Here is a 13,871-nt window from a genome sequence, read left to right on the forward strand (position 1 = left end):
GACAAATGAAGGCACGATTTACGGACGAGCAGATCATTGCGCTGATCAAGGAACAGGAAGCTGGCGAGAAGACTGCTGATGTATGCCGCATGCATGGGATCAGCTCAGCGACAGGTCCATTTCTGGTTTAAGTCATCAGCTGAGAAGTCCTAATGGGTACAATGTTGAACATGTGACTGCTGTCCGTTATCGCCCTATTCCTCTGGGGTCTGATTATCTTGATGCCATTCTAACGCAGTGAGGCGAGGTCTAATAACGATCTGGGGGGCTGCCTAAGGCGACCCACACGACGGTGCTCAGCGTTTAGTTTCGTCGCTTTTGCTAGGTACGTTGGTTAGGGACGATCAATGGAGGAGGCCGAAAACGCGGCAGGTCCACACTAGAGTGGGCAAGGTTAGAAGGCTTGAAGGGTTGGTTCCATACCGTCTTGTAGGGCCGCGGTTATCGCTGAAAGGAATTGATCACACTTGGCAAGCTGTGCTTCGCTGACGAACTCATCGGGCTTATGCCCTTGTGTCATGTGTCCCGGTCCGCAAATCACTGCCGGTATTGAGAGGCGTTCTTGGAACAGGCCGCCTTCCGTGCCGAAAGCGACTTTAATGAGAGCGCTCTCTGGGTCCATCAACGTGTTCAGAAAGGTGACGCTTGGGGTGTCTAGCGGCGTATCTAAGCCAGGGTAGCCGGAGACTTGTTTGATCTCGATGCGTGCATTCGGAAAGCGGCTTTTATGCGGTTCTACGATTGCAGTCGCGTCGTCAGTGATGCTGTCAATAAGTGTGTCAGGGTCATCCGCCGCAATGTTGCGTATTTCAAATTCGATATCACACAAGTTAGGCACAATATTAAGCGCTGTGCCCCCCTGCATCGTGCCAACATGAAGTGTGGAATAAGGAATATCGTAGACCATATCGCGGGCACCATGCTGTTCAAGCTCAGCTTGTTGATCTTGAATGCGCGCAATCAAGGCCGCGCCAAGGTGTAAGGCATTCAGGGCATCCGGTGCCAATGCAGAATGCGCCTCTTGCCCATGGCAACGGGCGTGTAACGCGCGCTTGCCTTTATGGCCCGTTGCGATGCGCATTCCGGTTGGTTCACCGATAATACAAAGCGCGGGGCGTTCTGGACGTTGGGCAAGAGAGTCCAGCATCCCGCGCACACCGAGGCAGCCGATCTCTTCGTCATATGAAATGGCGAGGTGCAAAGGTAGCTTTAATGGGGATTGGGCTGCTTGCATCATCGTGTGGATGGCCACTGCCAAAAAACCCTTCATGTCTGCCGTGCCGCGCCCGTATAGATTGCCATCTTTGCGGCGCAATGTGTATGGGTCACTGCTCCAATTTTGGCCTGCCACAGGCACCACGTCGCAATGCCCAGACATGACCACGCCGCCAGACCCTTGCGGCCCGAGACTGGCCCAGAGGTTTGCGCGCGTGCCATCACTGCTGGTAAACCGTTCAAGCCGTACACCAAGCGGGCCGAGTAAGCCTTCTACGTATTCCAATAAGGCCAGATTGGATTGGCGTGACACAGTCTGAAATGAGACCAGTTTTGTCAGAATGTCTAAAATCTCGGAGCTCATTTAGCTTTCCTATTATATCACGAGGCCGGGGAGTTTATTGGCATCGGCGGCTTCGTGGCAGTGATCAATAAAGGCTTGAATCGTACGCGAAACATGGCTCGCTTTGGGCAGGGCAATACCGAGTTGAAGTGGTGGCACATCGGTTTTCAACGGGATAAATTTAAGCGGCATTCCATCCATAGAAGTCTTTGAAACTGTGCGCATATTTGAAATACCAAAGCCAAAGCCATTTGCGACCAAACATCGCTGAATTGTGATCTCGGACGTCCGTTCTGCAATGCTGGGACGGCGGCTTAAACTGCGAAAAAACGACAAAAAGTAATCGGAGCTATGCGGCATGTCGAGCAGTACCATTTCGTGATCAATCAAATCAGACGCTGTTAATTCGCTAAAGCCGGCCAAGGGATGATCGACTGCGACCATAACATAAGGTGGCAAGGGTTGCAGTGGCTGAAAGTCGATATCACTGTGTAATGAAAGGTCGTAGGTCAATGCTATATCTATTCTGGCAGAGCCTAAGGCATCGAATATCTGTGCTTGATCCAGTTCGATTTGGTTGAAATCGACGTTGGAATGCTTGTCCTCAAAACCACGACGCAACTGTGGCACCATGACTTGAACGAATGTCTTCAGGCAACCAACCCTGAGCGGACCGCGAACGCTGCCTGTATAGATATTGGCCATATCGTTGAGCTGCGCAGCATTGGCCAAAACTTCGCGGGCTTGTTCCGTGAAGCGCACGCCCGCAGGTGTCAGGACTGATCCTTGGGCATGGCGACGGGTAAACAGTTGAACGCCAAATCCAGCCTCAAGCTGCGCAATGGCTGATGACATTGAGGGCGCTGTGACATTGACCATTTCAGAAGCTAGAGCAATGCTTCCAGCTTCGCCAACCGCAATGAAATATTCAAGTTGTCTCAAAGTAAATCGTAACGGCATGATGTAACTGGACCTTTCTTGGAAGCTGCGATTGCTTTGGATTTACGCTCGTAAACTGTAGTTACTCGTCGCCCGGAACACCATAAGAGGGCGCATCACGCGGGTCGAGCGCACGGGTGACATATGTCTCCATTTGGGGCTGAAAAACGACCCACGAGGCTTCCAAGGCTGTAATGGGGCACTCTTCTGTCCAGTCACAGCGCAGTTCCGCCAGAGGCCAACTTTCTTGATCAACCAACAGCAAACCCGCAGAATGGACTGGCCCAGCTTCGCCGCCAGCCGTTAAGCCTGCGCGCAAAGCCCCCAAGAGCCGCTGGCCTAAGTGACCCGTGCTGTTAATGAAGGATTGCACCATGACTTCTGGCACGCCTGCATCCGCCAATAGATTACCTGCGGCGGCTGTGTCGCGTCCTGTGGCTTCAGACCATAGACCTAAAACGTGAGTGCCTGAGACGATTGCGCTTTGGCCTGATCGATTGACGGCTAGAACTTGTCGGTAGCCCATATGTGGCCCGCTACGCTCAAGGATTGATAGGGCTTCTGATGGGCTTGCGCCGCGTTCCATCAGATCAAGAGCATGTGGACCCAATCGCGGATCCGTGATGTTTTGTGTCGCAACAGCACCAACCTTTGCACGTGCAAAGGAGCACCGTGCAGCAACTGCTGGGGATGACGATGATATTGCGACCCCAAACATACCGGTGTCAGGGCAGTGGCCAATGATAGAAAAAGTCATGTGATCTCCAAGGGGAAGGGCTCAAGGTGAATGCGATTGTGTTCAGGCTTAGTGCGGAAAATGGCGCTAAGCCTTAAAGTTACACAATTGAAATCAGTCGGGAATGACTGCTGTGGCATCAATTTCGACCAGCCACTCAGGGCGCGCTAAGGCGACAACCACCAGCCCAGTGCAGACTGGGTAAACGCCTTTGATATAGCTACCCATGGTTTTGTAAACGGCCTCGCGGTGGCGTACATCCGTCAAATACACGACCAGTTTCGTAACGTGACGCATCTCGCCACCACATTCTTCTACAAGTTGGCGAATATTGCTCATGACCTTGTGGGTTTGCTCAACAGGGTCGTTGCCTTGGATGTTTTCTGCCGTATCCAAATCTTGGGGGCACTGACCACGCAAAAATATTGTCGTTCCGCCTTTGGCGATAACGGCTTGCGACAAATCGTTATCAAGGTTTTGCTCAGGGTACGTTTCTTTTGTGTTGAATTTTCTGTGGCGGATGTGTGGCATCGGAATGCTCCTTTTTATATCGCAGAGGTCATTGCTGAAGGGGGTCAGGCCGTGGGGCGGGTGGCTATCAAGGCAGGGGTTTTCTCAAACTCGGCGTGCCAATGCGCCAACGCAGGCCGCTTTTCTTGCCAATTCAGCTCAGGAAAGCGAAAGTTTAGCCAGCCAAGGGCGCAGGCATAGGTGATTGCGCCGATGTCTTGGCATCCATCATCTGGAATGTCGGCATCCATAGCGTCGAGCGCATCCATGATTTTTTCGGTTTGCTTTTCGATCCACAGTGGCCAGCGGTGCGGTTCAGGGCGCACCAGCGTTTCGTAACGGATCAGCAATGCCGCATCCAGTAATCCATCGGCGAGGGCTTGGCGTTGCAACGCAGTCCAACGGGGGGCACCTGCGCGCGGGACTATCCCACCATTTTTTTCAGTGTCGAGGTATTCGCAAATCACGCGACTATCATACAAAACAACACCGTCTTCAGTCCGAGCCGCTGGGACTTTCGCCAGCGGATTAAAGGCCTGAATGCGTGTGTCTCTGTCCGTGGGGTGCGCTGCACTGTCGAGCACCTCGATGGAGTCCTCAATCTGCAACATATGCGCGACAACCATCACTTTACGTACGAATGGTGACGCCGATCCCCAATAGAGTGAAAGCTTCATAACGCGGCCGTTTGCATCGCCAAGACGATCTTACCAATATTGTTGCCACTTTCCAAAAGCGCGTGCGCCTGCGCCACATCATCTAACGCAAAGGTCTGGGATGTCACTGGGCGGACGTCTCCGCTGGCAATCAGGGGCAGAAGCTTTTCACGAACGCTCTGTGCGATCTCGGCCTTTTCCGTATCACTTTTCGGCCGAAGCGTGGATGAGCTGAGCCAAAGACCTTTTCGCATAACCAACCCAAGATCCACTGGCGCTATCATGCCAGTCATAAATGCAAGGCCGATGTGGCGTCCACCTTGCGCCATGCAGGCAAGGTGCTTGTTGATCATATCGCCACCAAGAATGTCGAGAACGACGTCTACACCGTGACCGTCAGTCACGCGCATAATTTCTTCGGTGATATCCGCTGTACGGTAGTCAATGGCATGTATGCCCATCTGACTTAATTTCGCACATTTCTCAGTGCCGCCTGCGGTGACAAAAACGTCAGCCCCCCAAGCCGTCGTGAGTTGCGATGCCAGTGTTCCTATACCGCTGGCACCCCCTTGAATTAAAACACGATCGCCAGCTTTAAGGGCCCCACGATCAAAGAGATTGTGCCAAATCGTGAATAGTCCTTCAGGAAGTGCGGCAGCCTCTGCCTTGGTTAGTCCTTCAGGAATTGGAAGGCAGTGATCCGCCTTAGCAAGAACGTACTCAGCATATCCGCCAGCTTTGACCAAGGCCATCACATCTGTATTTTCGGACAGACCATCCACACCTTTACCAAGGCGTGTGATGGTTCCTGAGACTTCTAGCCCAAGGATGTCGGACACATCGGCAGGTGCAGGCAAAGCGCCTGAGCGCTGCATAATATCAGGTCGGTTAATACCTGATGCGGCAACGCGAATAAGGACCTCTCCAGCTGCAGGTACAGGAATGGGGCGCTCAACAAGTTCGAGAACCTCTGGGCCGCCAGCTTTGCTTGCAATCACTGCACGCATTGTATTGGTCATTCGACCTCTCCATTCAGTTTATAGATTGCAGGGCCACGGGACGGTAACGCGATACCAACCTTGGTGCCTGCGCTTGGCGCTTCGCTTGCTGGAACACGTTGCATCACGCGATTATCCGCGGCGGCGCAGTCGAGATGCACTTCGGCATAACTGCCTTGATAGACGGTCAAAGCAACGGTTGCGGGGATGCTTCCGGCCTGTCCGGCTTGCGTCAATTTGCATTGCTCGGGACGGGCAAATAATGTCACTGGGCCAGGTTCGGGAAGATCATCTTGGTACGTCTCTAACTGCAATTGTGTTTCGCCGACCGTGAGACGCACAAAGGTTTCATCGCGGTCCAGCAAAGTGACAGAAAACAGGTTTGCATCGCCGACAAAGGTTGACACAAATTGGTTTTGAGGCCGGTCGTAAATATCCGTCGGAGACCCGATTTGACGGATCTGCCCGCGAGACATCACTGCGATGCGGTCTGACATGCTGAGGGCTTCACTTTGGTCGTGGGTGACAAACACTGTCGTGAGGCCGAGACGGGTTTGAATTTCTTTAAGCTCGACTTGCATTGCTGTGCGCAAATTTCGATCAAGCGCAGAAAAAGGTTCATCCAAAAGCAGGACCTTTGGGCGAATAACCAAGGCACGCGCAAGCGCAACACGTTGCTGTTGACCGCCCGAGAGTTGATTGGGTTTGCGATCTGCAAAGTCCCCGAGCTTGACCAGTTCCAATGCTTCACGCACGCGCTCTGCAGTTTCAGCTTTGGAAACATGGCGTGTGCGTAGGCCGTAGCCAACGTTTTGCGCCACATTCATATGCGGGAATAAAGCATAGTTTTGGAACACGATGCCAATTTCGCGCCGGTGTGGTGGCACTTGGGTTACAAGGTCGCGGTTGATAAACAATTCGCCACAATCCGCCTCAAGAAAGCCCGCAATCAGATTAAGCAGCGTGGTTTTTCCGCAGCCTGATGGGCCCAGCAAGGTGAGAAACTCTCCTTGGCGAATTTTCAGCCAGACAGGTTCTAGCGCGACGGTTCCGGAGAAAGACTTGCCAACACCATCGATTTGAACGGCTGGATGTTGGGTGTTGTTCTGCAGAACACTGGGGGAAATCTCATTCGACATTGAGGACCTTTTCAAGACGGAAGAATTTATGCACGACGAGGAGCAGGGCTGCGACGGCGATCACGTAAATGACAGAGACAGCGGCCAGCGTTGGGTCGGCGTATTCGCGGACGTAGTTATACATCGCGACGGGGAATGTTTGGGTGCCTTGGTTCACGACAAACAGTGAGGCCGTAAACTCGTTGAAGGACAAAATGGCAGCAAAGAGCGCGCCAGAAATCAGACCCGGCACCAAAAGCGGAAGCGTAATGGTCAGCAGAACACGTAGCGGTGCTGCGCCGAGACTCTCAGCGGCCTGCTCATAGCGGCGTTCGAAGTTTTGCAGTGAAACGTAGACAGAACGGATCACAAAAGGCAGCACAATGATGACATGCACGGCAACCACCAGCCAAATTGTTCTCGGCAGAGATGCTGCCGTCGATAGGATAAGCAAGCCAAGACCAATGGTGAAATTTGGAATGATCAAAGGCGACATGAGTATGCTGTTCAACAAAGATTTCAGTGAGAAATCATAGCGGTTCAAAACATATGCAAAGCCTGAGCCTGCGATCATCGCAAACGTTGCTGCAATGGCTGAAACCTTAAGAGAGTTGATCAGTCCTTTGCCGAAATCTCGATACTCAATAGCATTAGAATACCAGCGCAAAGACCAGTTTTTGGGTGGGAAGGATAGGATTGCACTGTCGTTAAAGGAGGCGATAAAAACCACTAAAAAGGGGAGCAGCACAAAGCCGAGGATCATGGTCAAAAGGACCCGACCACTCCAGTCTAGCAGATGATCAAAGAGAGACTTTTTCATTATGAATGTGCTCCGAATTTTTCCAAACGGCGAATGCCGGTATTAAAAATTGCAAGCACTGCAATGGTGAACAGCAGCCCGACCAACGACAGCGATGCCGCGAGCGGGAAGTTGAACGACGCAAAGCCAACTTGGTAAACCAATGTGGAAATGGTCTGTACCTTGCCGCCGCCAATCATCTGCGGCGTTGCAAACGCCGAGAATGTCCAGGCAAATGCAGTTGACGTGGCAGCGGCGATACCGGGTATGGACAGGGGCAAGGTGATGCTTGCAAAGACGCGCACACGGCCAGCGCCAAGAGAGGTCGCGGCACGCTCAAGGTTCATGTCGATATGGGACAAGGCGGCGGCCAACATCACCACCACAATGGGCAATGTAAAATGCACCAAAGCGATGACAACGCCTGTCATGGTAAACATAAAGTTGATGGGGGCATCAATGAACCCCATCTGCATGAGCGTCGCGTTTACAAAGCCACGATTGCCCAGCACGATAATCCACGAATAGGTTCGTACAATCTCGCCTAGGAATAGCGGGGTCAGTGAGATCAACAGAATGGCACTGCGAAGCTTCACCGATTGCGCGCGCACCATTGCATAGGCAAGCGGATAGCCGATCAATAAGGTGAATATTGCGGTCCATAAACAGAGCAATACAGTGTTCAAAAAAGCTTGCCCGTAGACAGTTTTCCAAAGCGTCGTAAAGTTATCCAAAGTGAAACCGCCAGGATCGAGAGATCCGGGTACATAGGCCCTGAAACTGTATTGCACGATCGCAATAAAAGAGGCGGCGATCGCAAATGCAATCAAGACCGAGGGTAGGGAAAACCATCCAAGAAAAGGGCGTTTCGACATTAAAAAAGGCTACTCTGTTTGAGGGGGCCCAGCAGTTTAGACTGCTGGGCTGTCGTATCGGTCAGTCTTAGTTGTTGGAAATCATGTTTTCCGAAAACCACTGGCGCCATTCGGCTGTTTTTTCAGCACGAAGATCATGCGGGATAATAAGCGTTTCGCTTTCCCACTGTTCGGGCGTCGTGAAAATGCCAGGGAGCGCTGCGATCTCGTCAGGGAGTACGGCGTTTGATACAACCGGGCTGCCTTTTTTGATTTCAGCTATTTGTGCTTGAACTTCAGGGTCTAGAGCCGCGTTGATGAACTTGTATGCCAACTCTTCTTGATCCGTGCCTGCTGTGATGCCCATGGTATCGACCCCCAGAACAGCACCTTCGGAGGGAATAGCAATCTGCACGTCTAAGCCTTCTGATTGCATGTGGTAAGCGTTCATAGAGAGCATGATTTGCACAGGTGTTTCGCCTGTTGACAGCAATTGCTGAGAGTTCGCATCATTGGTGTAAAAGGCCTTAAAGTTAGGCTTGAGGGCCAATAACTTTTCGGAAGCATCCTGCCAGTTTTCAATGTCGACGCCTTCAAGCTTTGCTGCGACTGAAATGATGTGCGAGGGATCAAAATCAGGTGCCGCGATTTTGCCTTCTAACTCTGGCGACCATAGGTCATTCCAGCTGTCGAATGTCATACCTTCTGGCACTGAATCAGGCAGATAGCCGATTGTGTAGACATATGCCCATGCGCCGATGTGAGCAGGGCTGATTTTGGCTTGTTCCACAAGGTTTTCTGCGTTTGGAATTTTGGACATGTCCAACTCTTCAAACAACCCGTCATTGGTATAAAGCCAACCAATGTGTGATGTGGTGAAAGTGACGTCGCTTTCCGGCATATCCCGGTTCAGCTTTGCTTGGTTCAGGCGGTCGATGGTGCCGCCAGTGATGAATTCGACTTCGACGCCTGTTTCTTCAGTGAATTTCTTAGCAATGGTTTGATCAATCAAGTCGCGAAAGCTTCCGCCCCAGCTGCTGACTGTCAATGTTTCAGAAAATGCGGCAGGGGAAAACATGCTTATCGCAGCGGCGGTTAAGAGTAGTTTTTTCATTTTAAACTCCGGTTGGGTAAGTGACATTGCGTCTTTCGAAACTGGGGTGACTGCCTATCCGAGGAGGGGCCGTCTCTTAACCTGAGCCTGTGTGAATGACGACGTTTATAAAAATCACAAATTTCAATCCTCTACAAAGTTTTTACCACTCTAGGAGCTTAACATTGTGATTTTAAATAGAAATACCTATACTTGGCGCTGCGGTGCAAGAGCGCAATCACAAAGGTATATTTAGAGTGCCTAATATCCACGCACTCTGGAAACCTCGTTGCTCAATGCATCGCCGTTTTGGATAGCTTTAATGTTGGCAGCAATTTGTGGTGCGGCACTTTTGGGCAGCGCGACGGAAGCAAGATGCGGGGTAATGAGGACATTAGGAATCGACCAAAGAGGGTGGTCAGACCCAAGCGGTTCAGTCTGAAAAACGTCCAATGTCGCGCCTGACAGGTGGCCAGAGCGCAGCGCCTCTATGAGTGCGGATTCCGCCACGACTTCGCCGCGTGACACATTAATAAAAGCAGCTCCCGGCTTCATTGCGGCAAAGCTGCTCGCGTCAAGACGTTCGCGGGTCGTTGGCGTTAAAGGCAGCATACAAACCACGATATCAGCATCCCTCAGTAGTGCGTCGAGGGCATCATCGCCACAGTGGACGGTTACCCCTGATAGGGCTTGAGGTTTTGTGGCCCAGCCATGGGTGTTAAAACCTTGCCGCGCGATTTCGCTTGCCGCAAGCGCCCCGAGTTGCCCCAACCCCAGAACAGCAACCGTAATGTCACTGGCTGCGCGGGGATGTTTATAGGCCCATTCCTTGCGTACTTGGGCCGCTTGAAAGTAAGGGATTTCGCGTGCGTGACGCAGGACAGCAAACAACACAAAGCTTGCCATCATCTGGCCCATTTTGGGATCAGACAGTCGAGTAATAGGCACATCTGGAAGATCTTCACGCGCAACGAGCCTATCCACGCCAGCCCCGAGGTTGATCACCAAGTCAAGGTTAGGAAAACGATCGAAAAAGCCTATGGGGGGCATCCAAACCAATGCATACCGTACATCATCGACGTCGGTGACTGCGTCTGCATTTTCGATGCGGACCTGATCGCCCAAGTGAGGTGTCAATGCATCGCGCCACGCCTCAAACGGATCGGGTTTACTGTAAAATACCAGACTATCTGTCATGCTTGCGTATCCTTGATCAGTGTATTCATTGCTGTGAGCCCCAGAAGATATCCTTGCACACCTAGTCCGGCAATCACGCCAGTTGCAGTTTTGGAGATGAATGATTGGCTGCGAAAGGCCTCGCGCTTCCAAATGTTGCTCATGTGGCATTCGATAATGGGGCCGTCAAAGGCCAGCAATGCATCAAGAATGGCGATAGAGGTATAGGTTAGCCCCGCGGCATTGATGAGGATTCCATCACAGCTCGTGCGGGCTTCTTGAATCCAGTCAATCAGCACGCCCTCGTGATTAGATTGGCGAAAGATGAGCTCAAGTTCGAGATCTTCAGCGCAGGCCATACACGCAGATTCAATTTGCGGAAAACTATCGTTTCCATATGACCCTTTTGGATCAAGACCATATAAATTGGCGTTGGGGCCGTTGAGAAACATGACAGTTTTCATTGGGTAATCCTTATGGAGTTAAGGCCGCATCAGCATCATCAGATGTTGAAACGGCCATTTGCTTTTTGATAAACTAGATCAGATGTCTAAGCGTAGGTCTTGGTCGTTATTCTGATTTATACGCGACATAATTTCGCTGAACGCCGATATGGGTCGCAATATACTTTGCGTCGTACCAGCATCCGTAGATAAAGGATGATGCACGGTTGGTCAGTTCTGGAAGTCCAAGGAAATAAATCCCTGTTTCTGCAGAAATTCCGCGTTTGTGAAACGGCGTGCCGTCTGGATGGAACGCATCTACCTGCATCCAACTGAAATCGAATTTGAACCCCGTTGCCCAAATAATAGTCGTAATTCCAGCCTCTTTCATGTCGAGATCAAGAATAGGATTGACGATGCAGTCTGGGTCGGGCTGAACCTCCCACGCCTCTGGTTCCAGCGGAAGATCGATACCATTACGTTCAACGTAAGCGTCCGCTTCTCTGAGAACGTCGAGATAGGCTTCGTCACCTTCATTGATGTTTTTAACAAGATCTTGGGCAAAGGTCAGCACGCCATCTTGATAGGCTTTGGTGATGCCAAGTACGGTGATGCCCATGTTACCCAAGCGGCGGAAATCGATTGTTTTGCCGCCGTCATACCCACTGACCGCAAAAGCCACGTGTTTCTTTTTCGCTTCGGTTTTGATCTCGTCCCATTTTCCCAGAACGCCAAGCCACCAAACATAATCACGCCCACGATACGAACGAGGAGGGCGGTAGTGCTCACCTATCGACAGATACACTTTACGCCCGTCTCGTTGCAGTTCTTCGGCAATTTGAGATCCTGATGCGCCGCCGCCAACAACCAGCACGGCTCCCTTAGCCAATTGGTCGGGATTTTTATATGCAGAAGAGTGGATTTGCTGGATGTCGGATGTCTCGGGGACAATCTTAGGATAGAGTGGCACTTGGAATGGGCCTGTCGCAGCAACAACGCGCTGAGCTTCGATCTCGCCTTGTGAGGTTGAGACCATAAAACCGGGACGACCTTCGCATCGTTTGACGGATTTGACTTCGGTGTTGGTGCGCACAGGGGCGTTCACCATTGTGGCATAATCTTCAAAATAGCGCGCCATGCGTTCCTTTGGGGGAAACGTTTCAGGGGATACATCGTCGAACTCAAGACCGGGGAAACGATCGTGCCATGCCGGCCCATTTGCAACCAGTGAATCCCACCGTTCGGATCTCCAGCGTTCAGCAATTCTGCTGCGCTCTAGAACGATATGTGGCACCCCCATTTCGGTGAGGTGCTCACTCATCGCAATCCCAGATTGCCCAGCTCCCACGACAAGTGTGTCCGTTTTTTCGACTGTCATATTCATATCCTAGTTTTATTTTCCCAGCGAGACAGCGCGCGTTTCCATCTGTTCAGGCTGATGGAAACGTTCCACTGTGACTGGGTTGAAATTTTCTTTAAGGTGACACTGCGCGTATCGATCTCGATAGAAAAGAAGGAACTTCCATAGTAGAGAGTAGCCAAAACCCTTCTTAGGCCTTGCTCTTTTCGAGAGGCTTGGAAATATCGATGTACTGCCTATGCATCTTCTAACGAATGCTTGAGTGACGGCGCAGACGGCACGATCATTTGGGTGGCCATAAGGTCGTGTACATTGGCGCAGCCGAGCTGCCCCATACAGGTTTCCAACTCATTTGATAGCATCCGGAGGGCGGTCTCTACACCTTGCTGCCCTCCCGCCGCGAGACCGTAAAGGGTGGCACGGCCTAAAAATGCACCTCGCGCGCCTAGTGCCAGCGCTTTGGCCACATCACTGCCACGCCGAAAGCCGCTATCGAGGAAGATTTCGCATTGGCTGGCAAAGCGTTCGACAATTGCAGGAAGTTGCTCCATGGGGCTGACTGAGCCATCCAGCTGCCGGCCGCCGTGATTGGACAGAATGACACCGTCTGCGCCGTGTTTAAGGGCAAGTGCGATATCTTGAGGGTGAAGCAAACCTTTGATGACGAGTTTTCCAGACCAATCTTCCCGAATTTCATCTATGCGTTTCCAATCGAGCGCGCGTTCCATTTGCTGTGATATGAAATGCGCACCTCCTGCCGTTGACCACTGATCCTTAGGAAGAAACTCTGTCAGGTTGCCAAAAATCGGGACGCCATCTGGCCATAAAACATCTAAAGCCCAGCGTGGGTGTAGGGCAACATTGAGCTTTTTAGCTAAGGTCAAAACTTGGGGGCGCACAAAATTTCTTCTGTCGTCCTCACGGTTTCCAATGATGACGGAATCTGTGGTGATGACAAGCGTCTCGCATCCAGCATCCGCGGCACGGCGCATCAAGCGCTGACTGATCGCGCGGTCTTTAAGAACATAAAGTTGAAACCAATGTTCATTGCCTTGCAGTTCAGCTGCGACTGCTTCGATGCTGCTTGTCGACATCGTACTTTGAATAAAAGGAATGCCAAATTTCCGTGCGGCTTTTGCAAGCTTCAGGTCGCCATGCCGACTAAGCATGCCATTGTAACCTGTTGGGCATATCGCGAAAGGCAGCGACACTGGGCGATTGAAGTACTGTGTGGTCGTGTCGATTTCACTCATGTCGCGCAATTGCCGAGGGATCATGCGCAGGCCTTTAAAAACCTCTCGGTTATGTTCAAGTGTGGCATGGTCTTCAGCGCCGCTTTCGACATAAGAAAAAGCGAAAGCAGGTACTTTTCTACGCGCTAGGGTGCGCAAGTCTTCAATGTTTAGCGCCTGTGAAAGGTGGCGGACTGTGTGGGCAGGCATGAGGTGACGCTCCATAAAAGACGGTGAAAAACAATGTGTGTGTAAAGGTTTTAAGCAACGGTTCTGCCGCAAATCATCGAGTTGGAATATGCGTTTGTGGCGATGGCGCGAGAGGCTTAAAGTCTTGGATTGTTCGTGCAATTGCGATGCGGGGATCAAATCATGCAACGAAGGCTGCGTTCAATTAGT

The 13,871-nt window shown here is 51.6% G+C and carries 14 protein-coding genes and 1 pseudogene; 1 reads left to right on the top strand and 14 read right to left on the bottom strand.

The features are described from left to right. Positions 1 to 5: 5 nt before the first annotated feature. Positions 6 to 113 (top strand): annotated as a pseudogene (locus BM025_RS03970) (transposase); the annotation flags it as partial. Between the two features lie 281 nt (positions 114 to 394). Here the strand turns inward: BM025_RS03970 and argE are convergent. The 14 genes from argE to BM025_RS04040 form a co-directional block, all read right to left on the bottom strand. Next, positions 395 to 1,579, bottom strand: coding sequence for an acetylornithine deacetylase (gene argE, locus BM025_RS03975; protein WP_085847818.1), 1,185 nt, complete (start codon positions 1,577 to 1,579; stop codon positions 395 to 397). Positions 1,580 to 1,591: 12 nt separating this feature from the next. Beyond that, complete coding sequence (locus tag BM025_RS03980; protein ID WP_085847817.1) at positions 1,592 to 2,518, bottom strand: LysR family transcriptional regulator; 927 nt, start codon at positions 2,516 to 2,518, stop codon at positions 1,592 to 1,594. 61 nt (positions 2,519 to 2,579) lie between these two features. Beyond that, entirely contained in the window at positions 2,580 to 3,254 is a 675-nt protein-coding gene (locus BM025_RS03985; RefSeq protein WP_085847816.1) for a DUF1028 domain-containing protein, read from the bottom strand. A gap of 93 nt (positions 3,255 to 3,347) precedes the next feature. Beyond that, on the bottom strand, positions 3,348 to 3,764 hold the full coding sequence (locus BM025_RS03990; protein WP_085847815.1) for a RidA family protein: 417 nt from the start codon (positions 3,762 to 3,764) through the stop codon (positions 3,348 to 3,350). A 44-nt stretch (positions 3,765 to 3,808) separates the two neighbouring features. Next, the gene (locus BM025_RS03995) at positions 3,809 to 4,420 is read right to left on the bottom strand and encodes a glutathione S-transferase (protein ID WP_085847814.1); all 612 of its coding nucleotides are present in this window, start codon (positions 4,418 to 4,420) and stop codon (positions 3,809 to 3,811) included. Beyond that, the gene (locus tag BM025_RS04000) at positions 4,417 to 5,418 is read right to left on the bottom strand and encodes an NAD(P)H-quinone oxidoreductase (protein WP_085847813.1); all 1,002 of its coding nucleotides are present in this window, start codon (positions 5,416 to 5,418) and stop codon (positions 4,417 to 4,419) included. The genes BM025_RS03995 and BM025_RS04000 overlap by 4 nt, the downstream gene beginning before the upstream one ends. After that, entirely contained in the window at positions 5,415 to 6,536 is a 1,122-nt protein-coding gene (locus tag BM025_RS04005) for an ABC transporter ATP-binding protein (RefSeq protein ID WP_085847812.1), read from the bottom strand. The genes BM025_RS04000 and BM025_RS04005 overlap by 4 nt, the downstream gene beginning before the upstream one ends. Beyond that, on the bottom strand, positions 6,526 to 7,335 hold the full coding sequence (locus BM025_RS04010; protein WP_085847811.1) for an ABC transporter permease: 810 nt from the start codon (positions 7,333 to 7,335) through the stop codon (positions 6,526 to 6,528). Before BM025_RS04010 ends, BM025_RS04005 begins: the two co-directional genes overlap by 11 nt. Beyond that, positions 7,335 to 8,189: an ABC transporter permease gene (locus BM025_RS04015; protein ID WP_085847810.1), complete on the bottom strand. Its 855-nt coding sequence runs from the start codon at positions 8,187 to 8,189 to the stop codon at positions 7,335 to 7,337. Before BM025_RS04015 ends, BM025_RS04010 begins: the two co-directional genes overlap by 1 nt. Positions 8,190 to 8,256: 67 nt before the next feature. Then, the gene (locus BM025_RS04020) at positions 8,257 to 9,282 is read right to left on the bottom strand and encodes an ABC transporter substrate-binding protein (protein WP_085847809.1); all 1,026 of its coding nucleotides are present in this window, start codon (positions 9,280 to 9,282) and stop codon (positions 8,257 to 8,259) included. A 240-nt stretch (positions 9,283 to 9,522) separates the two neighbouring features. After that, on the bottom strand, positions 9,523 to 10,458 hold the full coding sequence (locus tag BM025_RS04025) for a 2-hydroxyacid dehydrogenase (protein ID WP_085847808.1): 936 nt from the start codon (positions 10,456 to 10,458) through the stop codon (positions 9,523 to 9,525). After that, positions 10,455 to 10,901, bottom strand: a complete 447-nt coding sequence (locus BM025_RS04030) for a type II 3-dehydroquinate dehydratase (RefSeq protein WP_085847807.1) — start codon at positions 10,899 to 10,901, stop codon at positions 10,455 to 10,457. Before BM025_RS04030 ends, BM025_RS04025 begins: the two co-directional genes overlap by 4 nt. A gap of 106 nt (positions 10,902 to 11,007) precedes the next feature. Further along, positions 11,008 to 12,258, bottom strand: coding sequence for a flavin-containing monooxygenase (locus BM025_RS04035; RefSeq protein WP_085847806.1), 1,251 nt, complete (start codon positions 12,256 to 12,258; stop codon positions 11,008 to 11,010). 218 nt (positions 12,259 to 12,476) lie between these two features. Next, a complete protein-coding gene (locus tag BM025_RS04040) occupies positions 12,477 to 13,682 on the bottom strand; it encodes an alpha-hydroxy acid oxidase (protein WP_085847805.1) in 1,206 nt (401 codons plus the stop codon). Between the last annotated feature and the right edge of the window lie 189 nt (positions 13,683 to 13,871).

This window comes from Pacificibacter marinus, from assembly GCF_900109555.1.
Lineage (GTDB): Bacteria > Pseudomonadota > Alphaproteobacteria > Rhodobacterales > Rhodobacteraceae > Celeribacter > Celeribacter marinus_C.

Bases quoted from the DNA above. Each gene is read 5' to 3' on its own strand.
- argE (WP_085847818.1), bottom strand. From the start codon at position 1,579: ATGAGCTCCGAGATTTTAGACATTCTGACAAAACTGGTCTCATTTCAG.
- BM025_RS03980 (WP_085847817.1), bottom strand. From the start codon at position 2,518: ATGCCGTTACGATTTACTTTGAGACAACTTGAATATTTCATTGCGGTT.
- BM025_RS03985 (WP_085847816.1), bottom strand. From the start codon at position 3,254: ATGACTTTTTCTATCATTGGCCACTGCCCTGACACCGGTATGTTTGGG.
- BM025_RS03990 (WP_085847815.1), bottom strand. From the start codon at position 3,764: ATGCCACACATCCGCCACAGAAAATTCAACACAAAAGAAACGTACCCT.
- BM025_RS03995 (WP_085847814.1), bottom strand. From the start codon at position 4,420: ATGAAGCTTTCACTCTATTGGGGATCGGCGTCACCATTCGTACGTAAA.
- BM025_RS04000 (WP_085847813.1), bottom strand. From the start codon at position 5,418: ATGACCAATACAATGCGTGCAGTGATTGCAAGCAAAGCTGGCGGCCCA.
- BM025_RS04005 (WP_085847812.1), bottom strand. From the start codon at position 6,536: ATGTCGAATGAGATTTCCCCCAGTGTTCTGCAGAACAACACCCAACAT.
- BM025_RS04010 (WP_085847811.1), bottom strand. From the start codon at position 7,335: ATGAAAAAGTCTCTCTTTGATCATCTGCTAGACTGGAGTGGTCGGGTC.
- BM025_RS04015 (WP_085847810.1), bottom strand. From the start codon at position 8,189: ATGTCGAAACGCCCTTTTCTTGGATGGTTTTCCCTACCCTCGGTCTTG.
- BM025_RS04020 (WP_085847809.1), bottom strand. From the start codon at position 9,282: ATGAAAAAACTACTCTTAACCGCCGCTGCGATAAGCATGTTTTCCCCT.
- BM025_RS04025 (WP_085847808.1), bottom strand. From the start codon at position 10,458: ATGACAGATAGTCTGGTATTTTACAGTAAACCCGATCCGTTTGAGGCG.
- BM025_RS04030 (WP_085847807.1), bottom strand. From the start codon at position 10,901: ATGAAAACTGTCATGTTTCTCAACGGCCCCAACGCCAATTTATATGGT.
- BM025_RS04035 (WP_085847806.1), bottom strand. From the start codon at position 12,258: ATGACAGTCGAAAAAACGGACACACTTGTCGTGGGAGCTGGGCAATCT.
- BM025_RS04040 (WP_085847805.1), bottom strand. From the start codon at position 13,682: ATGCCTGCCCACACAGTCCGCCACCTTTCACAGGCGCTAAACATTGAA.